The 22,610-nt window shown below is 40.2% G+C and carries 20 protein-coding genes, 1 pseudogene and 1 riboswitch; of the genes and pseudogenes, 11 read left to right on the top strand and 10 right to left on the bottom strand.

The annotated features are described in order from the left end of the window. Nucleotides 1-159: 159 nt before the first annotated feature. From RU93_RS07790 to RU93_RS07810, 5 genes are read left to right on the top strand one after another with little or no spacing between them, the layout of a single operon-like run. Nucleotides 160-1,452, top strand: coding sequence for an ABC transporter substrate-binding protein (locus RU93_RS07790; RefSeq protein ID WP_071875057.1), 1,293 nt, complete (start codon nucleotides 160-162; stop codon nucleotides 1,450-1,452). Nucleotides 1,453-1,510: 58 nt separating this feature from the next. Continuing rightward, on the top strand, nucleotides 1,511-2,389 hold the full coding sequence (locus RU93_RS07795) for a carbohydrate ABC transporter permease (RefSeq protein ID WP_071875058.1): 879 nt from the start codon (nucleotides 1,511-1,513) through the stop codon (nucleotides 2,387-2,389). Then, complete coding sequence (locus RU93_RS07800; protein WP_071875059.1) at nucleotides 2,386-3,207, top strand: carbohydrate ABC transporter permease; 822 nt, start codon at nucleotides 2,386-2,388, stop codon at nucleotides 3,205-3,207. Before RU93_RS07795 ends, RU93_RS07800 begins: the two co-directional genes overlap by 4 nt. A 25-nt stretch (nucleotides 3,208-3,232) precedes the next feature. Then, on the top strand, nucleotides 3,233-5,119 hold the full coding sequence (locus RU93_RS07805; protein ID WP_071875060.1) for a glycoside hydrolase family 2 TIM barrel-domain containing protein: 1,887 nt from the start codon (nucleotides 3,233-3,235) through the stop codon (nucleotides 5,117-5,119). Continuing rightward, the gene (locus RU93_RS07810; RefSeq protein ID WP_071875061.1) at nucleotides 5,103-6,074 is read left to right on the top strand and encodes a beta-galactosidase small subunit; all 972 of its coding nucleotides are present in this window, start codon (nucleotides 5,103-5,105) and stop codon (nucleotides 6,072-6,074) included. The genes RU93_RS07805 and RU93_RS07810 overlap by 17 nt, the downstream gene beginning before the upstream one ends. A gap of 98 nt (nucleotides 6,075-6,172) precedes the next feature. Here RU93_RS07810 and RU93_RS07815 read toward each other — a convergent pair whose 3' ends face one another. The 6 genes from RU93_RS07815 to RU93_RS11910 all read right to left on the bottom strand — a co-directional run bounded on the left by RU93_RS07815 (nucleotide 6,173) and on the right by RU93_RS11910 (nucleotide 11,795). Then, nucleotides 6,173-7,645, bottom strand: coding sequence for a UDP-N-acetylmuramoyl-L-alanyl-D-glutamate--2,6-diaminopimelate ligase (locus tag RU93_RS07815; protein WP_071875062.1), 1,473 nt, complete (start codon nucleotides 7,643-7,645; stop codon nucleotides 6,173-6,175). A 471-nt stretch (nucleotides 7,646-8,116) separates the two neighbouring features. Further along, a complete protein-coding gene (gene thiE, locus RU93_RS07820) occupies nucleotides 8,117-8,794 on the bottom strand; it encodes a thiamine phosphate synthase (protein ID WP_071875063.1) in 678 nt (225 codons plus the stop codon). A gap of 1 nt (nucleotide 8,795) precedes the next feature. Further along, nucleotides 8,796-9,602: a bifunctional hydroxymethylpyrimidine kinase/phosphomethylpyrimidine kinase gene (gene thiD, locus RU93_RS07825; RefSeq protein WP_211272572.1), complete on the bottom strand. Its 807-nt coding sequence runs from the start codon at nucleotides 9,600-9,602 to the stop codon at nucleotides 8,796-8,798. Beyond that, nucleotides 9,595-10,413: a hydroxyethylthiazole kinase gene (thiM, locus tag RU93_RS07830; protein WP_071875065.1), complete on the bottom strand. Its 819-nt coding sequence runs from the start codon at nucleotides 10,411-10,413 to the stop codon at nucleotides 9,595-9,597. The genes thiD and thiM overlap by 8 nt, the downstream gene beginning before the upstream one ends. Further along, the gene (tenA, locus tag RU93_RS07835) at nucleotides 10,410-11,075 is read right to left on the bottom strand and encodes a thiaminase II (RefSeq protein ID WP_084131293.1); all 666 of its coding nucleotides are present in this window, start codon (nucleotides 11,073-11,075) and stop codon (nucleotides 10,410-10,412) included. Before tenA ends, thiM begins: the two co-directional genes overlap by 4 nt. Before the next feature lie 128 nt (nucleotides 11,076-11,203). Next, nucleotides 11,204-11,305, bottom strand: a riboswitch (TPP riboswitch). Nucleotides 11,306-11,438: 133 nt separating this feature from the next. Then, nucleotides 11,439-11,795, bottom strand: a complete 357-nt coding sequence (locus RU93_RS11910) for a dihydrofolate reductase family protein (protein ID WP_084131296.1) — start codon at nucleotides 11,793-11,795, stop codon at nucleotides 11,439-11,441. Between RU93_RS11910 and RU93_RS07845 the strand changes: the two are divergent. After that, nucleotides 11,763-11,948: pseudogene (locus tag RU93_RS07845) on the top strand (family 1 glycosylhydrolase); the annotation flags it as partial. The gene RU93_RS11910 and the pseudogene RU93_RS07845 overlap by 33 nt on opposite strands. Nucleotides 11,949-12,146: 198 nt before the next feature. Here the strand turns inward: RU93_RS07845 and RU93_RS07850 are convergent. Further along, nucleotides 12,147-12,431: a hypothetical protein gene (locus RU93_RS07850; RefSeq protein ID WP_071875066.1), complete on the bottom strand. Its 285-nt coding sequence runs from the start codon at nucleotides 12,429-12,431 to the stop codon at nucleotides 12,147-12,149. 472 nt (nucleotides 12,432-12,903) lie between these two features. Between RU93_RS07850 and RU93_RS07855 the strand changes: the two genes are divergently transcribed. Both RU93_RS07855 and RU93_RS07860 read left to right on the top strand, forming a co-directional pair. Continuing rightward, entirely contained in the window at nucleotides 12,904-13,269 is a 366-nt protein-coding gene (locus RU93_RS07855; RefSeq protein WP_071875067.1) for an ACT domain-containing protein, read from the top strand. 290 nt (nucleotides 13,270-13,559) lie between these two features. Then, nucleotides 13,560-14,486, top strand: coding sequence for an FAD:protein FMN transferase (locus RU93_RS07860; protein ID WP_071875068.1), 927 nt, complete (start codon nucleotides 13,560-13,562; stop codon nucleotides 14,484-14,486). A 42-nt stretch (nucleotides 14,487-14,528) separates the two neighbouring features. Here the strand turns inward: RU93_RS07860 and RU93_RS07865 are convergent, their stop codons facing one another. Next, nucleotides 14,529-15,467 carry a LysR family transcriptional regulator gene (locus RU93_RS07865; protein ID WP_071875069.1) on the bottom strand — a complete coding sequence of 313 codons (939 nt, stop codon included), beginning with the start codon at nucleotides 15,465-15,467 and terminating at the stop codon, nucleotides 14,529-14,531. Between the two features lie 254 nt (nucleotides 15,468-15,721). Between RU93_RS07865 and RU93_RS07870 the strand changes: the two genes are divergently transcribed. From RU93_RS07870 to RU93_RS07880, 3 genes are read left to right on the top strand one after another with little or no spacing between them, the layout of a single operon-like run. After that, nucleotides 15,722-16,351 (top strand): NADPH-dependent FMN reductase, encoded by a 630-nt coding sequence (locus tag RU93_RS07870; protein ID WP_071875070.1) that lies wholly within the window; start codon nucleotides 15,722-15,724, stop codon nucleotides 16,349-16,351. Continuing rightward, nucleotides 16,348-18,774 (top strand): FAD-dependent oxidoreductase, encoded by a 2,427-nt coding sequence (locus tag RU93_RS07875; protein WP_071875071.1) that lies wholly within the window; start codon nucleotides 16,348-16,350, stop codon nucleotides 18,772-18,774. The genes RU93_RS07870 and RU93_RS07875 overlap by 4 nt, the downstream gene beginning before the upstream one ends. Before the next feature lie 39 nt (nucleotides 18,775-18,813). After that, nucleotides 18,814-20,052, top strand: a complete 1,239-nt coding sequence (locus RU93_RS07880; RefSeq protein ID WP_071875072.1) for an L-lactate MFS transporter — start codon at nucleotides 18,814-18,816, stop codon at nucleotides 20,050-20,052. Between the two features lie 107 nt (nucleotides 20,053-20,159). On the opposite strand, the gene RU93_RS07885 is transcribed toward RU93_RS07880, so the two are convergent. After that, on the bottom strand, nucleotides 20,160-21,761 hold the full coding sequence (locus RU93_RS07885; RefSeq protein ID WP_071875073.1) for a PucR family transcriptional regulator: 1,602 nt from the start codon (nucleotides 21,759-21,761) through the stop codon (nucleotides 20,160-20,162). 31 nt (nucleotides 21,762-21,792) lie between these two features. Then, nucleotides 21,793-22,551 carry an IclR family transcriptional regulator gene (locus RU93_RS07890; RefSeq protein ID WP_071875074.1) on the bottom strand — a complete coding sequence of 253 codons (759 nt, stop codon included), beginning with the start codon at nucleotides 22,549-22,551 and terminating at the stop codon, nucleotides 21,793-21,795. Nucleotides 22,552-22,610 lie beyond the last annotated feature (59 nt).

Raw genomic sequence — 22,610 nt, forward strand, 5'->3', positions numbered from 1 at the left:
AATATCGTCATTATAGCACTGAATTTCTTGAATACAAAATAGCCAGTTGGTATTATTTTTTGATTTTTGTAAATATATTGGTAAGCGCTTGCGAAGTATTGTATCCGTTTTCAAAAAGAAGTATGCTTGGTTTAACAAATAAGGAAAGAGGGATTAACAATGAAGAAAATATTTGCAGGTCTTTTGGTAGCAGCGTCACTGATTACGTTAGCTGGCTGTAGTAGTGGGGGTAGCAGTGATTCAACAGCGCAAGAGCAAGACAAAGTCACGATTTGGGCATGGGATGAAACATTTAATATTCGTGCGGCTAACGAAGCAAAAGCGATTTATGCGAAAGACAATCCTGATACGACCGTTGAAGTAGTGACCATGTCACAAGATGATATTGTCCAAAAATTAAATACGAGTTTAGCTTCAGGTAGTACGGATGGATTACCGAACATTGTCCTGATTGAAGATTATCGCATTCAAGGTTACTTAACTTCTTATCCTGATGCATTTGGGGATTTAACGGACATCGTTAGCGAAGATGATTTTTCTAGTTATAAGTTTGCAGTCAATAAAGTCGACGATAAAATTTATGGAGTACCTTTTGATAGTGGCGTAACGGGATTATTTTACCGCTCTGATTATTTAGAGGAAGCGGGCTATACAGAAGCGGATTTAGAGAACATTAACTGGGATCAATTTGTTGAGATTGCCCGTGATGTGAAAGAAAAAACTGGACGACCAATTATGCACCTTGATCCAAGTGATTTAGGAGCAGCTCGTGTGATGATGCAATCAGCTGGTAAATGGTATACCGATCAAGATGGTAAAACAGTCACAATCAATAACAATGAAGCCTTAAAATATGGTTTAAATATTTTAGCAACGTTAATCAATGAGCAACTCGTTGAACTCGTTTCAGATTGGGATGGCGGCGTACAAGCTGTTCAATCTGGTACAGTAGCAACTGCCCCAACAGGATCATGGTATTCAAGTACGATTAAAGGTGCTGAAGATCAATCTGGTAAATGGCGCATTGCTCCAATTCCAAGTATCGCAAACGATGCGAATTCAGTAAATGCATCAAGTCTTGGAGGCGCAGGTTGGTACTTGATTAAAGACGTTGCTGGTGAAGAAACAGCGAAAGATTTCTTAAGCATAACGTTTGCAACAAACAAAGAACTAATGGGTACATTAGCAGAAGAAATTGGTTTAGTATCAACAATGGTAGCGGCTCAAGAAACAGAACAATATCAACAAGGTAGCGAATTTTACGGCGGACAAAAAGTATTTGAAGATTTTTCTATCTGGTCAGAAGAAATTCCTTCAGTAAACTACGGGCAAGATACGTACGCAATTGAATCGATTTTAACAGAGAGTTTCCAAGAAATTATTAATGGTGCTGATATGGATACGGTATTAGATTCAGCTCAAAAACAAGTAGAGTCGCAATTAGGAAATTAAACAGCCAAAGAGACTCGTGATTCTTCGCGAGTTTCTTTTTCTTAGGAGGGGATACAATATGATTAATCAAAAGAAAAATCGATTATTAGGCAACGGCAATGGTTTCATTATTTTACCGATTATTTTAATCACGGCTTTAGTATTTTTACCAATGGTTTCAGCATTAATTACGTCATTCCAAACGGGGACGCCGCTGGATATGCATTTTAATGGAATCGGAAACTATCGTAGAATGCTTACGGACTCAACCTTTAAGAAAGCATTTATAAATACGTTTACGTACTTGATTATTCAAGTACCGATTATGATTTTTTTAGCACTCGTTATTTCCAATATTTTAAATGATAAATCATTAAAATTTAAAGGTTTTTTTAGAACGGCAATGTTCTTACCATGTATTACGTCATTAGTCTCTTATTCATTGATTATGAAGAGTTTGTTTTCAACGAGTGGTTTGGTTAATAATGTCTTACAAAGTTTATCGCTAATTGATCAACCGATTCAGTGGCTAACGGATCCCTTTTGGGCAAAAGCTTTAATCATTATCGCGATTACGTGGCGTTGGGTTGGTTATAATATGATTTTCTTCATTTCAGGTATGCAAAATATTGATCCAAGTATGTATGAAGCTGCGGATATTGACGGCGCATCAAAAACAGCTCAATTTTTCAAAATTACGATTCCAAATTTAAAACCGATTATTTTATTTACAACAATTACTTCTACTATTGGGACGTTACAATTGTTTGATGAAGTCCAAAATATTACCAATGGTGGTCCAGCAAACTCGACGACGACACTTTCACAATACATCTACAATGTCAGTTATAAATTCACGCCAGACTTTGGTTACGCGGCGGCGATTTCCTTTGTAATTGTGATTTGTATTGTCATTTTATCATTCCTACAATTGAAATTAGGAGGTAAGGACGCATGAGAAAGTTCTCAATTATCTTAAAATATGTTATTTTATCAATCATGGCCTTTGTTTCAATTTTCCCATTCGTCTGGATGGTTTTAGGGATGACGAATAAGGCAGTCGATATTACGGCTGGGAAAATTCAAATTGGGGATCAATTCGTCATCAACTTTACGAATTTATTCCAATCCGATTTGAACTTTACTAGAGCGCTTTTTAATTCAGCAATGATAGCTGTCATTACAACTGTCTTGGCGTTAATTTTTTCTTCAATGGCCGGTTATGGTTTTGAAATCTATCGGACACAAGTGAAAGATCGCATTTTTAATATTTTACTCTTGTCGATGATGGTTCCTTTTGCAGCGTTAATGATTCCACTTTATCGAATGTTCAGTCAATTAAATGGCACGTTCTTAGGAATCAATAGTTTTGCCGTCGTGATTTTACCAACGGTGTGTACGGCATTCTTGATGTTCTTCTTCCGCCAAAATATTAAATCTTTCCCAAAAGAATTGATTGAAGCGGCAAGAATAGATGGCTTAAATGAACTCGATATTTTCTTCAGAGTCTATATGCCTTCTGCGAAAAATACGTATGCAGCGGCTGCGATTATTACCTTTATGAGTAGCTGGAACAACTATTTATGGCCGTTAGTGGCGTTACAATCACCAGACAAACGAACAGTACCACTTGTATTATCCGCGATGGGGGCATCTTACACGCCTGATTACGGGATGATGATGTGTGGGATTGTCATTGCGACACTACCGACAGCATTAATTTTCTTCTTATTACAAAAACAATTTGTCCAAGGAATGGTTGGTTCGATTAAATAATAGTGAAGCGGAGGAATAAATAATCATGGAAAAAAGATTAGCGTGGCTCGATGATCCACGCGTGTATGAAAAAGGAACGGTCGCAGCTCATAGCGACCACAAGTGGTATTTATCGCCAGAAGAAATAACGCAAGGTTCTTCTTTTGAACAAAGTTTGAATGGGACATGGCGTTTTCATTTTTCTGATGTCCCGCAAGAGCGCCCGCAAGGTTTTTATGCTGCGGATTACGATTGTGAATCGTTTGGTGAGATTGAAGTGCCTGCGCATATTGAACTGAGTGGGTACGGCAATATTCATTATATTAACACGATGTATCCTTGGGATGGCAAGATTTTCCGTCGACCGAATTTTTCTGATTCGAAGGAAGAGCAGAGTCATTTTAGTACAGGTGAAGACAACACGGTGGGCTCTTACATCAAAGACTTTGTTGTAAATGATACCTTACTAGAAAACGGTGAGACGTTCACCATTCGCTTTGACGGGGTCGAAACGGCGATGTATGTTTGGTTAAATGGTCATTTGATTGGCTATTCCGAAGATTCGTTTACGCCAACAGAATTTGACATCACAACATACTTAGTGACGGGCACGAATCGTTTAAGTGTTCAAGTGTTTAAAAGAAGTTCGGCTTCGTACTTAGAAGATCAAGATTTCTTCCGCTTTTCTGGTATTTTCCGCGATGTGACGTTGCTCGCTAAACCACGTGTTCATATTGAAGATTTAGCGCTACACGCGAAGCTATCAGATGATTTCACAACAGGCGATGTGACGCTTCGCTTAACTTGTCAAAATGTGCTCGAAGATGCAATCGTTAAACTAGTCATTCGTGACGCGGCTGGGCATGTTCTGTGTGAACAAGAAAGTCCGGTTGCCCAAGAAATGCTCTTTACAGGCGTGACGCTTGAAAAACCGCAGTTGTGGGATAATCACCAGCCAAATTTATATGAGGCGACGTTAGAAGTCTATGATCATCATCAGCAATTGATTGAATGGATTCCGCAAGCATTTGGCTTTCGAAAAATCGAAATTAAAGACGGCATGATTTATTTAAATAATCAACGTTTAATCATTAATGGGGTTAATCGTCATGAGTGGAATCCGTCTCGCGGACGCTCTGTAACACTTGAAGACATGCAACAAGACATTGCGATTTGTCAGAAAAACAATATTAATTCTGTCCGGACATCGCATTATCCAAATCAAATGCCTTGGTATCGATTATGTGATGAGGCAGGGATTTATTTAATGGCGGAAGCCAACTTAGAAACGCATGGAACCTGGCAAAAAATGGGGGCGTTTGAGCCTTCTTATAATGTGCCTGGAAGCGATGCGTATTGGGAAAAAAATACGTTAGCTCGAGCGGTAAATGTTTACGAAACGTTCAAAAATCATGTATCGATTTTATTCTGGTCATTAGGAAATGAATCCTACGTGGGCGATGTGTTAGAAAAAATGAATGCCTACTTTAAAGCCAAAGACCCAGATCGTCTCGTGCATTACGAAGGCGTTTATGTGGAAAGAGAGCAGTATGAAGACACGGTCTCAGATGTTGAAAGTCGGATGTACGCATCACCGGATGAAGTCAGAGCTTACTTAGGGAATAATCCGAAAAAACCATATCTCTTGTGTGAATACATGCATGATATGGGGAACTCTATGGGGGGCTTAGATTCTTATATGGCCTTGTTAGATGAGTTTCCGAACTATCATGGTGGCTATATTTGGGACTTTATTGACCAAGCGATATACGTTTACGATGAATACACGAAACGAAACGTGTTGCGTTACGGTGGGGATTTTGATGATAAACCATCTGATTATGAATTTTCGGGCAATGGGATTGTCTTTGCCGATCGAACAGAAAAACCAGCAATGCAGGAGGTGAGTTATTTTTATGGAAAATACAACTAAAAAACTTCAATTAATCTTTGGGGATGTGAATCTCGGCGTAAAAGGAGATCATTTTCATTATATCTTTAGTTACCAAAAAAATGGGCTAGAGTCCCTCTTCGTAAATGGCCGGGAATGGTTATACCGTGAGCCCAAAGTTGCCTTTTGGCGGGCGACAACGGACAATGATCGCGGTTATCAATTTTCAACGGACTCGGCGGTTTGGTTAGGAGCCGATATATTCCCTAAATGTATTGATAAAACAATCAAAGTTAATCACGAAGTTATCGCCTTTCCAGATGCACCAACGAACAATCAATACAGTCATCTTGAAATGGCAAACACCGTTGAAATCACGTATACGTTCCAAACGAATACGATTCCTTCTACGCTTGTTTATGTGAGTTATTCGGTGGACGAAACGGGTGATATTACGATTTCGACGACGTATAAAGGCAAAGAGGGACTTCCTGGATTACCAGCCTTTGGACTACGCTTTATCATGCCAACCCCAGCCAAATCATTTACGTACGTTGGGTTATCGGGCGAAACCTATCCAGACCGCTATAAAGGCGGCGTTCCTGGAGAATATACAATTGAAGGGTTACCGGTGACACCTTACTTAGTACCGCAAGAGTGTGGGATGCACATGGATACACAGTCGTTACGCATTACCCGTAATACCACGTTAAATCCAAATAATCGTCAGATAGATGATTTTAGTCTTTCATTTGAAAAAGTCGATGAGAACTTCGCCTTTAGTTGCTTGCCGTATACGCCTTTTGAACTTGAAAATGCCTTACATCAAGATGAATTACCGATTGCTCGCCGTACAGTGTTAACTATTTTTGGTGCGGTCAGAGGAGTCGGAGGCATCGATAGTTGGTCAAGCGGAATCGAAAAAGCCTATGAAATCAGCGCAGAAGAAGATCATGCGTTTCGTTTTAAAATTAATGTCAATGCCGAACGTTTGTAATTAAAACAGCCGTTTGTGCTTAATGGAAACAGGACAAAACCGCACACCGTTAAAATGGGTGTGCGGTTTTTTGAGTATTCGTCAATGAATGGTCGTTGTTATAAAGTCAATCGACTAAAATACTGATTGACGACTTCGCGATCATCAAAATGAAAGGCTGTTGTGCCAATCATTTGTTCGGTTTCGTGGCCCTTCCCAGCGATGAGTACGGTATCGCCATGACTGGCCATCCGCAAGGCTTTTTCAATTGCTTTTTTACGATCGAGCTCAATCTCGTAATGGTTTTGCGAGAGGTGTTCAATCATGTCGGTGATAATTTGATGCGGGTCTTCTGTGCGCGGATCGTCACTCGTAAAGATTCCATGATCGGCATACTTCAGGACTGCTTCAGCCATTTTGGGTCGCTTATCGCGGTCACGATTACCACCACAACCCGCAACACAATAAATCTTTCCTTTGGTTAACGACTTCGCTGTTTTTAAGACATTAATTAAAGCATCCGGAGTGTGGGCGTAATCAACAATTGCCGTGATGCCTTTTGTGTTAGGAACCGATTCGAAGCGGCCTCTCACGCCAGCAATGCCTTCGATGATTGCAATGACTTGCGTCGGATTCAGTCCGATAGCAACCCCTGCGCCAAAAGCCGCTAAACAGTTATAAACGTTGAAAAGCCCAATCATTTTCGTTGAAACGGCCCATTTTTGATCAAACAAAGATAACGTAAATTGAGTGCCCGATGTCGCAATCACAATCTGACTCGCTTGGATATCGCCTTGGCCTTTACAACCATAAGTCAAAATATTACTAGGGGTTAACGCGATGATAGCTTCGGCAGCTGGATCATCAAGATTGATAACGGCTGCTTTCACTTTGTCAGAAAAACCGTTACCGAGTCGACTGAATAACGAGCTTTTCGCTTCAAAATAGTCGGTCATGGAGTCATGAAAATCTAAATGGTCTTGGGTTAGATTCGTAAAGACCGCCACGTTAAAGTCAATTCCTAAAACGCGCTCTTGTTTTAAGCCATGAGAAGAGACTTCCATGACACAATGCGTCATGTTTTCCTGTGCCATCTGCGCAATCAGTTTTTGCAATTGTACGGTATGCGGGGTAGTGTTGGGTGTCGCAATTCTTTGATCGCCAATCTGATTGTACATGGTTCCAATTAAGCCGCAAGCAAGGTCTGATCGACGGAGGATTTCATGAATTAAAAAGGTAGTGGTCGTCTTGCCATTTGTTCCCGTGACGCCTAAAAAAACCATGTCGCGACTTGGGTAGTCGTAAAATTTGGCAGCAACTTGTGCTAAGGCTTTGTTCGTATCAGAGACGACAATAAACGGTCCGAGTACGCCATTTTGTGGGAGATGATCGACAATAATCGCCCGTGCACCTTGTGCCAAGGCCTCACTAATAAAATCGTGTCCATCATATTTTGTATTATTAATACAAACAAATAATGAATCGGTTGTCACTTCTTCAATATATTGCGTGATGTGTCGGATGGGTGTGTGTTGAATCTGTGTCCAGTCATTTTTTACGAGACAGGGTGAAATGAGTTCTGAAAGTATCATGATGTTTCTCCTCTTCTTTTTGAAACAGTTCATTGAATGTGTTTACCTAATGGGTTAATTGACAATGAGACGGTCGTACGTGTAAGAAAATCATAAAAAGATGAGTCGTAGATAATCGAGTAAAACGAAGAAGTTCCCTCTTTGCGAGGTGAGGAGCAGAAATAATCAATGGATTTTACAACGTGGGTTTGTTGAAATGAATGAGTTCTGTAATTGCTAGTAGAAGGCTTTTTCGTAGCCGTTCTACCGCTTACGCTTTCACTCATCCTATACTAATTCAGCCATTAACGCAAATATCGCTATTCGATCGTAACTTTGTTTGGTCTGATATTGAAGGGGGTGACGAGTCCTACTGAATCCTATAAAGCAATCAAAAATCCCTCTCTCAAAAAAGTGAGACGTGAGAGAGGGAAGATGAAAAAAGGTTCTGAGTACAAAAATAATAATTAGTTATCGTAATCTGTGACACGTTTATTCACTAGGTGTTTGACAATCCACTAAATGCATCGCTTGATGGCATAAATTTAGTGTTTGGGCTATGTCATCGGATTGCGTAAGCGCCGAAATCAGGGCGATGCCGGTGATTGTATTGAAATCAAAGTCTGAAATATTTAGTGGAGTCAACCCACCGATTGCCACTACAGGCTTTGTGCTCACTGCGGCTAATACATGAAGTGCCTCAATCCCAAGTGGTGGTTCGGCATCGCTTTTAGAAGAGGTCTTAAAAACGGGACCGATGCCAACGTAGTCCACTTCTGGGATGTCATTAGCAGCTTGAACTTCGGCCAACTGATGACAGGATAGACCAATCATCAACTGACCTGCACTGCGCGCAATCACTTCTTGAATGGGCTGATCGGTTTGTCCCACATGGACGCCATCTGCCTGAATGGTTAAAGCTAACTCTAAATCATCGTTAATGAAAAAAAGCACTTGATGCTTGCGACAAATCACTTGAAGTGTCCGTGCCATTTCTTCGAGGGCATGCGCATCTTTTAGACTGTTTGGTCCTTTTTCTCGGTATTGAAAGGCGGTAATGCCTCCACGAATCGCTTTTTCCAGTAACTCCGGAAGGGTTTGATTCGGCGCGAGATCTTGTGTGCCGGCGATAAAATAGAGGGCGAGTTTGTTTGCTTGAAACGCGTTCATGTTATGCCTCCTCTCGATAAGCCCAGTGGTTGACAGGCCCGTGACCATGACCGACGTCAATTGGGGTGCTAATTGCCTGATGAATAAAATCTTTTGCTAGATGAACAGCCTCTGAAACGCTCTTTCCTTTGGCAAGTTCAGCAGTAATGACGGCGGAATAGGTACAACCGGTTCCGTGGGTGCGATTTGTCGCCACACGTGGTTTGCTTAACCATTCACTGTCGCCGTTTTCCAAGCGTAAAAAATCAGTCGCATCGCTAACGTCTAAGCGGTGGCCACCTTTAATAATGACATTTTTTGCGCCTAATTGTTGGATTTTTTTAGCGGCTTCTTCAATTTCTGCCTTCGTCGTAAGAGGGGATCCAACAATCCATTGCGCTTCTGGCAAGTTGGGTGTGATGACCGTTGCTAACGGAATTAATTGCGTCTTTAAAGCATCCATCGCAGAACTTGCTAATAAAGACGCGCCACCTTTAGCGATCATCACCGGATCCACCACTAATGGCCCAAAATGAGCGCGCTGTAAATGAGCAACCACATGCTCCATGACCTCGGCATTGGCTAACATGCCGGTCTTAACGGCGCGGATCTGAAAATCATCTGCCACGGCTTCGAGTTGACTATGAATCGTCGCGAGAGGGACATTCAAAATGTCATGGACGCCACGTGTATTTTGCGCCGTAATCGCGGTGATGACCGATGTCCCAAAAACGCGCCGTTCTTGAAACGTTTTTAAGTCTGCTTGAATGCCGGCGCCACCGCCACTATCCGAACCAGCGATGGTCAGGGCTTGCGGGTAGTTATTCATGATGCTCACTCCATTCTCTATTAAATGCTCTAAGTGTCTGCGCATCGATTACCGAAAGTTGATCGAGTAAGTTCTTGCGAAACGTGCCGATTTGTCGGTCATTAAAGTCTTTAGCGGCAAGTCGTCCCGCTAGACTATAAAGTGTTCCTGCGACGATAATGGCATCCAGTAATTCATCGGCGGAAGGATCATCTAAGACACCTAAGTATGCGCCACACACACAAGATAATAAGCAACCACTCCCGGTCATACTGGTAAAATGCGGGGTCCCATGGTGATTCAAATAGGTTTTGCTTCCATTGGTCATAATATCGGTTTCTCCACTAATAAACACGAGACATTCGTACTTACGTGCAACGATTTCGGCGATGGACTGGACATCGGCACTTCCCACGCCTGCATCTACTCCTTTAGCTTGCCACGCGACATTTGCTAAACTGGCGAGCTCCCCTGCATTTCCTCGAATGAGTGTCGGCTTGATTTCTTCAAGTAATTCCTGGATAACTTGTTTACGATATTGAGTCGCACCCGCACCAACTGGGTCGATCACTACGGGTTTATTGTTTTGGTTAGCCGCTTTGCCTGCCAGCAGCATGGCTTCTAATTGTTCGTCATTAATGGTTCCCATATTCAAGACGAGCGCGTGGTTAAATGTTTGGATTTCTGCGACTTCGCGGACGGTATTTGACATAAACGGCGAAGCGCCAATCGCTAGTAATCCGTTAGCGCTATCGTTGGCTACGACTAAATTTGTGATTGTATGGACCAATGGATTGATTTGTCTGACCTGTTCGATTAACGTGACATTCATCGTGACATCCCCCAACTTTCTTTTTGATAAGCCATTTCCCAAAACTGTAGTTCTAAATAACTACTGATAATGAAGGCTTCTTTCATGGCCTTTTTTTCTTCAGCGCTGGCTCGTTCAGCAAAAAAATCGAGCCAATCAATTTGCGTTTGCGTCATTTGCTTAAACTCAGGACTATGATAGGTCTCAATCCACGTTTGATAGATTGGGTGAGGCGAACCAACAGTCGCAAAATGCTCCCCAATTTCTTGATATAACCAATAACATGGTAGTAATGCTGCTAAAATAATGGCCGGATTTTCCGTTTGGATTAAGCGGTAAATATGACTCGTATAATGATAGGCGGTTGGCGCAATCGGGGTTGCGGCGTATTCTTCTGGCGTAATGGCCATTTGTTGAAAGAAATCATGACGCACACTCACTTCAGATTCTTCTAATCCTTGCGCATTTTGGATTTGGAGTGCTTTAAATATCGGATCATCAGCTTTTTCCGCCAACAACAAATGAGCCTTGCCGAATTGAATGAGATAATAGCAATCTTGCAATAAGTAATAACGGAAGATTTCTTCTGGTAAAGAGCCCGCTACTAATTCTTGGATAAAAGGATGATCCTTACTTTGTTGCCAGATCGATTGGGTTGCTTCATGTAATTCTTTTGAAAACATCTTTTTTCCTCCTCGTTTTTGAATGATTACTAGCTGTGACAACACACAAAAAAACGCCATTCCTCTAAATCAGGCATGGCGTAACAGTGTATTCAAAAAAAGAGAATAGGCCAAAAAAACAGCCCTTTCGAATTTTTTGTCAACTTCCCTACGCAAGCATGAACTTACAGGTTCAAAGGGTCTGCCATTCGCATCTCAGTCTTTTTTTCAAGACACCCCTAGTAACATTTTTATTGTAACACAAATAAAAGACAGCGACCATCTAAAGGCAAGAGAAGGCTCTTGTTGTTGTAAGAAAAAATGACGAGAAAAGAAACCCCTTAACGATAACCGTAAAAACGAGTCATTTTTAAAGGGTTACGGTCATATTTTTTTAACTGAAGCATCATTCTCTTGTTCTGGGCGTGTCAGCTTCTCTAAGACTAATTCAGCAAATTGTCCATATTGTTTCGTTTCGAGTAAGGTGAATTGTTGTACCCCTTCTTTTTGCGTAAACAATGGAATTCCTGCACCTAACAAAACGGGTGCAATCTGGAGGTAAATTTTATCGATCCGCTGGGCATCGAGTAATGGTGCGACTAAAGTGTTGCCACCGACAATCCATGTGTTTTTGTCTTTTGGCAGCTGCGAAACGAACGTCAGAATATCAGCTGAAACAAATTCAAATAGCGGGTGAGTCAGACCTTTTTGATGGCGTATACCCCATGGGGCTGTATTGATCTTGTGAGTGCTTCAACGGGCGAAATGTCGAAACGTTATGGTTTTATCTATGTTGATTTAGATGATGAAGGGAACGGCGATATGGCTCGTTATAAGAAAAAATCATTTGATTGGTACAAAGAAGTCATCTCAAGTAACGGCGAACAGATTTAATCAAAAACGATAAAATTTAAAAAGTGTTTATTCATAAAAACGAGAGGAGCTGTGACGGTTGTCAGAGCTCCTCTTTTAACTATAATGAAACGCTTCTTTATCTCACATAATGATTCTTAGATTAAGCAAAATAATCAAAAACATTCTAATAGCATCGATTTATGGAAATGATTTTTTCTTATTCATACTGTTATGTTATCATAAAAATAATACTGTGAAAATGATGATAGCTATAATGGGCATTTCTATGATAGTTTCGAAACGTCTTGTATGATTTTTTAAGAACAAACCAGGGTCGGTAGAAAAGAAATTTGATCGATACTTGCTTGGAATAAAATTACCTAACAATATTCCGATTAATAATAGATAAAAAGCCCAGTTTGAAGAAATCTCGCTATTAAAGTAAGCGAGTAGTAATGAAATCAGGTAAATAGCGTACTGAGTGGCTGTTATAATATAAACTTTCCTTATTTCTTTGCTCATTATGGAACACCTCCAGTAAAATATGAAATAGAATTAAATTGTAAAAAAGAGATTCTATTTCTTTTTATTTCTTTTTTTGATGATGAGTAATTGACCAATAACAAGGATTAACATTGTCCAAAATCCTCCAATAACAAACGCGTTATTTAGTAAATATTCCGCTGTCATGCCAATTAGACTAGCTACTATCGCAACGATAAAGACACGAGCGTAAGGATGAGATTCGGTATACTTCTGCCATTTTTATACAATCCGATCACTCTTTCTTTAATGAATCATTTGATGTTGTATCGAATAGTAACGAACGAAACCCTTTATTCAGTTTAGCATAAATGGATTCGAAATAATCCGTTTTACCCTGAACGGTCCAAAATCATGCCTGAACGGTTAGTTAAGGATGGCGTTCGTAAAAAAATAGTCTCATAAAAAATGAATTTAACGTGATATCATGATAAAAGAGAGGTGAAAATAGATGGAATTAAAAAAATTAGATATGCCGTTATCGGTTATACAAGTAGAAAATCTATCTGATATTGATTTATCGGTGACACCATTATTTTTAGGGAAAACAGAAGATGAATTGTCTGTCGTATTACCTACAAGAAATGTTCCGTCAATAACGGTATCGCGCGAAGATGATTGGCAAGGATTTAAGATTGAAGGAGTTTTAGATTTTAGCTTAGTTGGAATTTTAGCTAAAATAGCCTCTCTCTTAGCGGCAGCTACTATTAGCATATTCGCTATTTCGACGTATAACACTGATTATATTTTAGTGAAGCGTCATGACTTTGATGCAGCGGCTGACATCTTAAAACAGAATGGGTATCATGTAGCTTAGTTATTTAATACATGGATTGCGAGAACCGTTATTCAGAAAGATTGCTTACCTTCAAAATCGATATTTTTTTCTGAATGGGATGTTCATCAAAAGTCGAGAATCAAACTCCGAAATCAACAGGGATTTGATTCTTTTTAGCTTTATGAAAACTCAGTGTTTTGATTTCATCTTGTTGTTATTTGATGTAACGGAAATCACCTCTACTGATAATCATTCGCGTATCTTCTTTTTTTCGCTTATAATCAAGGAATGAGAAACAAAGGAATCGATGGATAAAGGACTGAATGTAGATGGCGATTGAGAAAAAAACACTTTATTTAATGGGTACACAAATTCAACTGTGGGTTGAACATGATCAAAAGGAAGATATCTTGGGGCAAGCGGAACAAACATTAATCGATTATGAGCAACGCTTTAGCGCCAATGATAAAACGTCTGAGTTAATGAAAATAACGCAACAAGCAGGCGTTGCAGCGGTGAAGGTACAGGATGATTTATTTGAATTAATTCAAATTGGGAAAGAACAAAGTCTGATTCCGAATGGTTATTTAAACATTGCGATTGGTCCTTTAGTCCATGCTTGGCGAATTGGTTTTGCGGATGCACAGTATCCGTCGAAAGAGAAAATAGCGTCGTGCTTGGCACTGATTGATCCAAATGATATCCATTTAAACAGTGAAACAAAAGAAGTGTATTTAGCAAAAGCCGGGATGTCGATTGATTTGGGGGCGCTTGCCAAAGGATATTTTGCCGATAAAATCGTTGCTTTGTTCAAGAAAAAGGGTGCAAGTGCAGGGTTTATTAATTTAGGTGGGAATATTTTGACATTCGGTGAGGCGCCGCATCACGCAGATGGCTACTGGCGAATTGGTATTCAAAATCCTTTTTTACCGCGAGGCAACTATGTGGCGACGCTGCTTATCAAAAATCAGTCAGTCGTGACTTCTGGTATCTATGAACGGACTTTTGAATGGCAAGGAAAAACGTATCATCATATTTTTGATAGTCAAACAGGTTTCCCGGTACAGTCGGAACTAGCGAGTCTTACGATTGTCTCACAAGAATCACTCGTAGGAGAAATTTGGACGACTCGTTTATTTGGAACCGAAGCGACAACAATCATTCGAGAAGTCGAAGCGACACCAGGTCTTGAAGGAATCGTGATTACAACCGACGGACGCACGGCAAACACGCAAGGATTAAGATTTCGTACATAATATAACAAAAAATAGGAAAAGAATTCACTTGGCATTCTTTTCCTATTTTTTTTGGACGACAATATCCTTTGCTAAATTCGTTAAAAAGAGTTGGATAAAGGCATTTTCTTCGGCTATCAGTGTTCGAGTAGCTTGATGTGCAATGAAATAATCTAACGACAGCAATTTTAACGGAATCGGATAGAGATTAAATTTATCTGGCTGCGGATTCACTTTAATACTTTCTGGGATGAAGGTAATCCCGGCGTTATTAATTGCCAATTCAACGACGGTAAAAATATTATTACTCTCTAAGACAATTGTGGGGTCGATCTTGTGTTGCTGGATTAAATAATCGATTTGTTTTCGAATCGCCGAACCGCGCGTGGTTAAGATTAATTTTTCTTTTAGTAATTGTTTGATGGAGAGACTATTTTCTTCTAAAAGAAAGGTTTTCGCTTGATAAAAAGGCGATGATTTTGGAATAACCGCATAATAGCGATGTTTCCCATATGGGTGAATGGTTAAATTCGGTGAGATGGTTTCTGGATTTTGGCCAATAAAAAAATCAATCTCGCCGCTCAACAATTTTTCTTCATTCTTAGCGGGTGTATCTTCATGTAATTCGACTTTGATATTGGGATGTTTTTGAACAAAGTCTGGTAAAAATAACGGAATTAAAAAAGTGCCTAAACTGGATAAGACGCCTAAACGAAGAACCTGCTGTTCGTTCGATGAATACTGCGAAATTTTTTTGCGGAATTTATCTTGTTCGGCTTCAAGTGTATACAAGTACTGATAATACAAGCGTCCTGCTTCAGTTAATTGTAAGGGTGAAGTTTGACGATTAATAATGGTGATGTCGAGTTCTTTTTCAGTTCGCTTAATCAATTGCGTTAGATAAGGTTGTGAAATATATAAGTCTTTGGCGGCTTTCGTAAAATTACCATGCTTCAGTAATATATCGAGGTAATACAACATATTGGCGGAATCAAAGGCCATCGGTAGTCCTCATTTCTTTTTTTGTTTTCATTATAACAAATTTGTTATGACTTGATAATTAAATAAATATTTCACAATATAAAAATTCTAAGGTAATCTACTAATCAAAGAGATGAGCGAGCAATAAATGCTTTTAATAAATGATTTTCGCCTTTTTTTCTTTTAGTTTAATTTTTTTTAAAAAGGAAAAGGCGCTAAAAATGTTTTTTTTAGGAATTATTGCTCGATAAATCACAATTAAAAGGAGTATGAATATGAAATTTATAAGTATTGTCGGCACGAATTCATCTTATGAATCGACGAATCGAAAATTATTGCAATTCATCCAAAAACATTTTACCGAAGGGGTAACGATTGAGGTATGTGAGATTAAAGATTTACCTGCCTTTAACGAACCCGAAGATCGGACGCCTCCTCAGGCAGTGAAAGCATTATCGGATAAAATCGTGGCAGCTGACGGGGTCATTATTAGCACACCTGAATATGATCATGCGATTACCGCGGCCTTAAAAAGCGCGTTGGAATGGCTATCGTATACGACTCGTCCGTTAATTGACAAACCGGTGATGATTGTCGGTGCATCTCATGGAGCGCTTGGATCTTCCCGTGCACAAGCCCATTTGCGTCAAATTTTAGATTCACCAGAATTAAAAGCACGAATTATGCCGAGTTCAGAGTTTTTATTGGGTCGTTCGCTAAGTGCTTTTGACGAAGAAGGAAACTTAATTGACCCAGATAAGGTGCAAGAATTAGAAGAATGTTTTGAAGAATTCCAGTTATTCGTTGAAATTACGAATCAATTAACCAAAGATCATCGCTTTAAAGCGGATAAAAAACAACAATTCACTTGGGAACAACGCGCAGATGGAGGGGATATCGCATGAAATTTATCGGAATTGTCGGAACGAATGCTAACAAATCATATAACCGAATGTTACTAACCTTTATGCAAAAACATTTCAGTCATCAAGCTGAAATTGAAATTTTAGAATTAACGGATGTGCCATTGTTTGATGAATCCAATGACCAGTCGAACAGTGAGATTATCCAACTGTTTAACACAAAAATTACCGAAGCAGACGGCGTGATTATTGCCACACCAGAACATAATCATTCGATCCCTTCCGCTTTAAAAAGTATTCTAGAGTGGTTATCGTTTAATTTACACCCGCTCGATGGCAAACCTGTCATGATTGTAGGCGCGTCATATGATGTTCAAGGATCTTCGCGTGCACAACTTCATTTACGTCAAGTACTTGATGCACCGGGTGTGAACGCAACAGTGATGCCTGGCTACGAATTTTTACTAGGCAATGCGCATCATGCTTTTACACCAGAGGGTGATTTGAAAGAAGAACGGACGATTGATTTTCTAGAGAGTTGTTTCTGGCGCTTTTTACGTTTTACTCAAGTCGTGAATGTCTTAGCGGAACCTGAAGAAGTTGCTTTAACTTCTGGTGAGTTTACAGTCACAACACCTGGGCATAATGGAGAAATCCCAATGGTCGTTCGGATCGATAATAATCGCATTGAAGCGATTGACATTGATACATCAGGAGAATCACAAGGGATTGCGGATGTGGTATTTACACGAATTCCTAAACAAATCATTGAAGGACAAACCTTAAACGTCGATATTATCTCGGGAGCTTCGGTGACGAGTAACGGCGTGATTGATGGCGTGGCGAAAGTCATTAAAATGGCGGGCTCAAATCCGGATATTTTACGTAAACGTCCGAAAGCAGCAAGTGCCTTAAACACGCAAGACATGGAATACCATACGGATGTGGTTGTGGTTGGTGCCGGTGGGGCTGGTTTAACTGCTGCTGCAAAAGTCTTGCAAGAAGGCAAAAGCGTCATTGTCGTGGAAAAATTCCCAGCAGTTGGTGGTAATACCGTTCGCACGGGTGGCCCGATGAATGCGGCGAATCCGAATTGGCAAAATACCTTTGCGGCAATTCCAGGCGAACGTCATGCTCTAAAAGAGATGATTGCGACTGATGAAGCAACGATTGATGCAGAGTATTTGGAGGATTTCCGTCTATTAAAAGCCCAAGTAACAGCATACTTTGAAGCAACGAAAAACGAGGAGGAATATTTATTTGATTCCGAACTGTTCTACCGGATGCAAACGTATCTAGGTGGGAAACGTAAAGATAAATTTGGTAATACGATTTATGGTCAATATGATTTAGTGAAAATCTTGACGGATAAAGGACTCGAATCGCTTGAATGGCTCGAAGAAATCGGGGTTGAATTTGATAAATCGGATGTCACGATGCCGGTAGGTGCTTTATGGCGTCGGGGACACAAACCGCTAAAAAGCGAAGGGTATGCCTATGTCTCTGCCTTGCAACAATTTGTTGAACGTCACGGTGGTGTGATTATTACCGATACGGCGGTCAAGGAATTAATTTGTGAGAATGGTCGAATTGTCGGCGTGATCGGGACAGGAATGAATGGTCAAAAAATCACCGTTCACAGCGATGCAGTTGTCTTAGCTTCCGGTGGTTTTGGCGCAAATACGCAAATGTTAAAAGAATACAATACGTACTGGACCGAAATTAGTGATGATATTAAAACGTCGAACTCGCCAGCGATTACCGGCGATGGAATTATTTTAGGCCAAAGTGTTGGCGCCGATTTAGTCGGTATGGGCTTCTCACAAATGATGCCCGTTTCAGATCCAGAAACAGGCGCTTTATTTAGCGGCTTACAAGTACCACCACAAAACTTTATTATGGTCAATCAAAAAGGGAAACGGTTTGTCAATGAATACGGTAGTCGCGATGCGTTAACTCAAGCGGCGATTGATAACGGCGGCTTGTTCTATTTAATTGCCGATGACGAAATTAAGAAGACTGCTTACAATACTACGCAAGAAAAAATTGATAAGCAAGTTGCTGCGGGAACATTATTTAGAGCTGAGACTTTGGCAGATCTAGCGCGTCAAATTGGTGTTGATCCGGATGTGTTTGAGGCAACGATTGCGTCTTATAATGCTTGTGTGGATAATGGCTTTGATCCTGAATTTGGTAAAGATGTCTTTGATTTAAAAGTAGCTGTTGCACCATTTTATGCGACGCCAAGAAAACCAGCGATTCATCATACAATGGGTGGCTTAAAAATTGATACACAGACCCACGTTTTAAATACTGAAGGTCAAATCATTGAAGGATTATACGCAGCGGGAGAAGTCGCGGGTGGTATTCACGCAGGGAATCGTTTAGGTGGTAACTCACTGACTGATATCTTTACGTTTGGACGGATTGCCGGTCAAACAGCGGTCCAAGAATTAACAAAATAAGATCGACACAGTCAACTAAAAAAGCAATGGAGGAAAAATATGAACAAGAACATTAACCGTTGGCAAGTCTTAATTGCCTCAACGGCAGTATTGCTTTGCACGGGAGCGATTTATGCTTTTAGTGTCTTCGCAGGTCCCTTAAGTGCCTCACAAGGTTGGACGATGACGGAAATTATGCTAGCATTCACGATTAATTCGGCAATCGCGCCAGTCCCAATGATTTTGGGCGGATTTTTAACGGATAAAGGATTCGCAAAATGGTCCATCGCCATTGGGGGAATGATGTTTGGACTGGGCTTTTTATTAACTGGTTTTGCTACGAGCCCAACGATGCTCTATCTCACTTATGGTTTGATTGGTGGTTTAGGTCAAGGGTTGGCCTACTCTGCTTGCTTGAGTAATACGATTAAATTATTCCCTGATAAAAGAGGGTTAGCCTCTGGAATCATTACGGCAGGTATGGGCGGTGCAGCGATTATTGCTGCACCAATCGGTAATGCGTTAATCGAACGCTTTGATGTACTCACAGCCTTTAAATCATTAGGATTTTCTTATATGATTATCATTGCGATTGCGGTTATTTTTATTAAACAAGCACCTGCAGGTTATCAAGTGGAAGGATGGGTGCCGCCACAACATCAAACTAATCAAGGACTGATCAACAAAGATTGGAAAATGATGCTCCGAACTCCCTTTTTCTATCTGATCTTTTTAATGCTCTTTACCGGTGCGTTTTCTGGTCTGATGATTGCAGCTAATGCGTCGGTCATTGGTCAACAAATGTTCCAATTATCTGCGACTACCGCGGCGATGTACGTCAGCTTATATTCTCTTAGTAATTGTGCCGGACGTATCGTTTGGGGAACCGTCTCTGATCGATTAGGTCGTAATCATACCTTGTCGATTATTCTTGGAATGGTCATTCTCGCGTTTATTATTTTGACTTCTTTCTCTTCGCAAGTAGGATTTGCGATTGGGATTATGATTTTAGGATTATGTTTTGGTGGGGTTATGGGTGTCTTCCCGCCAATGGTTCTAGAAAACTACGGTCCGGTGAATCAAGGTGTTAACTATGGTATTATTTTCTGTGGGTACTCCGCAGCTGCCTTTTTCGCGCCAAAAGTAGCCGCAGGAATTGCGACAGCCAATAATGGTGATTTTACAAAAGCCTTTTACGTGGCAATCGCGGTGGCCTTGATTGGTGTCGGATTTAATCTGACTTATATTCAATTAAAACGTGCACAAAAACGAGTAATCGCTATCAACAAAGCGAATTAATTTTTACATCGTTGTCTGTTTCGTTGTATGCTAAAAAGCCTAGAAAATGGTTGTCTCTTCCATTTTCTAGGCTTTTTTGGGATTTCTTGATATCAAAACGTTCGATTTTAATCATTTGGCTGAGACAAATAAAGAGCGACGCGTAATTGCAACGACAGTTCAGGAGAATCAATTGGTGCATCAAATAGGTTTTGGCATTTCTTAATGCGATAATGAACCGTATTGCGATGTAAAAACATTTTTTCGGCCGTTTCAACAATCTTACATTGACTATCTAAATAAGCGGCTAACGTTCGCCGTAATTCGAGATCTGTTGGATTGGTTGGATAAGCCAATTCTTTTAAAATCGATTCACAAAAATAAGCCATTTCTTCTTTTGAGACATTCTCGGCAATCCGATGAATGCTTTTTTGTTTATCGTAAAAGCGAATTCCGGGACTAACGACATGATTTTCCAATACGCTGAGTGCTTCTTTATAGGAAAAGTGACATAAAGAAAACTGATTGACCGGCTCACCCACGCCTAACGCGCTTTTTATGTTAATAAAGTGTTCAAGTTTCTCTTGAATACAAATGAGTGATTCTCGCAAAGCTAAACTGTTGCGAAAGAGCAAGGCAAGATGATAAGGCTGATCGGTCGGGAGCACTCGTGCGGTCGGATTGCTTTCAGCTAGTACTTGTTCCACTAACTCATAGACATATTCGTCGATTTGACTGGGATAAAAGGTTTGGCTTTGGTTCGGCAACAGTTGTAAGAGTGCCACACGATAATAATTCGACTGGTTCGCCTGCAACATGCTAGAAAGTTCAGGTAAATCGTTTGTTGGTAATGTTTGTAAGAGCTGTTGGAATAAATTTAATTGCGCCAGTCGTTGTTTATTTTTGAGCGCTTGTTCTTTATTGATAGCTAAGGCCAAAATAACGAGTGCCTGTTGAATAACAAATGGTGAAACGTTTTGTGGTGCTGGATTGTTATCAAAAATAATTAACAAGTAAGGTAAATAATATTCGGATTGAATCGGAAAAACAGAGACCGAAACAGTTTCTGCGGAACTTAAGGTGAACGTTAAGGAATCCTTGCTTCTCTTTTGCTGATGATGTAATAATGTGTCCATCATTTCTGCCTTGACATTAGTCGTCTCAATAGAGGAGATGCTGTCAAAGCGATTCGTCGAAGTCAGGTGGCCAAACGGATCTAAGAGTAAAATCGGCTGCTCGACCATCTGGCTGAGTTGTTCAATTAAGTTCGGTAACGTGGCTCCTTTAAATAGCATATTAGCAAATTTTTTCTGTGTTTCCATCGAAAAAAAGAGTTCTTCCGTTCGATCCTCTAAAATCGTGCTTAAGATTTTGTAAGAAACTTGTCCAAGCGTAAGTGAATCCGGAATTTGTAAAATCGGAAAGTCTAGTTGGTTGGCATAGTCTAAAACACGCGTACTTAATGTTGGGATGTAACGATTCAGTTTAATCGCCATACCGGCACAAGGTAATTTTTTTAAGCTGTTCATCAGTTGACAAAGTCCTTCTTCGTCGTCTTTAAACGCCATGCCAGTTGTCAGTAGCAAGGAATGCGGTTCGATGAATGAGGCAATGTCAGGTGTTTCTGAAATATCTACATTGACAATTGGCACCCTTAAACTGGCTTCTGTCGTTAAAATGGTTAAATCAGCAAAGGCTGGTTGTTGTAAAAGATCATGTAATGTTTTCATGGGGATCCCTCTTTTTTGATTTTAATGGCTCTTAAACAAAAATAGATTGAATTTCTTTTTGCGCATACGATAGGACTTCTTCGATTCGCTTTTGACTCACCCGAATGGTCGGTAATGAAATACTAACAGTCGCAAGCAACTTATTTTGTTGATTACGAATCGGTAAGGCAATACAAAACACACCAAGTTCACACTCTTCTTGATCAAGGGCGAATTGTTGTTCCTTGATTTTTTTGAGTTCTTTTTTGAGTGCAAGTGGCTCTGTTAAGGTATTTTGTGTCAGGGGTACTAATGCGGTTGTCGCTAAATAATCATTCAGTTGTTGCTCCGAAATTTCGGCTAAAAACATTTTCCCAGCGCCCGTACAGTAAAGTGGCGCTCGTTTACCAATTTTTTGCGTGACAGTCAGTAGCCGTTCCTGGCTGTCAAGTGAATCTAAATAGACGATTTCTGTGTTGTCGCGAATCGATAAAGAGGTGGCTTCCATCAAGGTAGTCGATAAATGGAACAGTAACGGGTGTAGTTGTTCGATCAAACGCTGATTGGGATCAGTTTCTTGTGTTAAATGGCGCAATTTATTCGTTAAGGTGTAAAAAAGGGTTTCAGAATCTTGTTCGACATAACCTAACGTCATTAAGGTATATAAAAAACGTGAAAGTGTTGCTTTAGGCAGATTCGTCTGAAGAGATAAATCAAGTAAAGAAATGGGACGAGCGTAAGCATGCAGTGTTTCGATAATTAAAAAGGTTTTTTGCACGGATTGATTGATTTTGACTTTTTTCTCATTCAATGAGGAAAAGACACTCCTTTCATGTTTTTGTGCAAGCGGAACCAAAATAGCAAAAAAGA

The sequence above is a fragment of the Enterococcus aquimarinus genome (assembly GCF_001885765.1).
GTDB classification, from domain to species: domain Bacteria; phylum Bacillota; class Bacilli; order Lactobacillales; family Enterococcaceae; genus Enterococcus_I; species Enterococcus_I aquimarinus.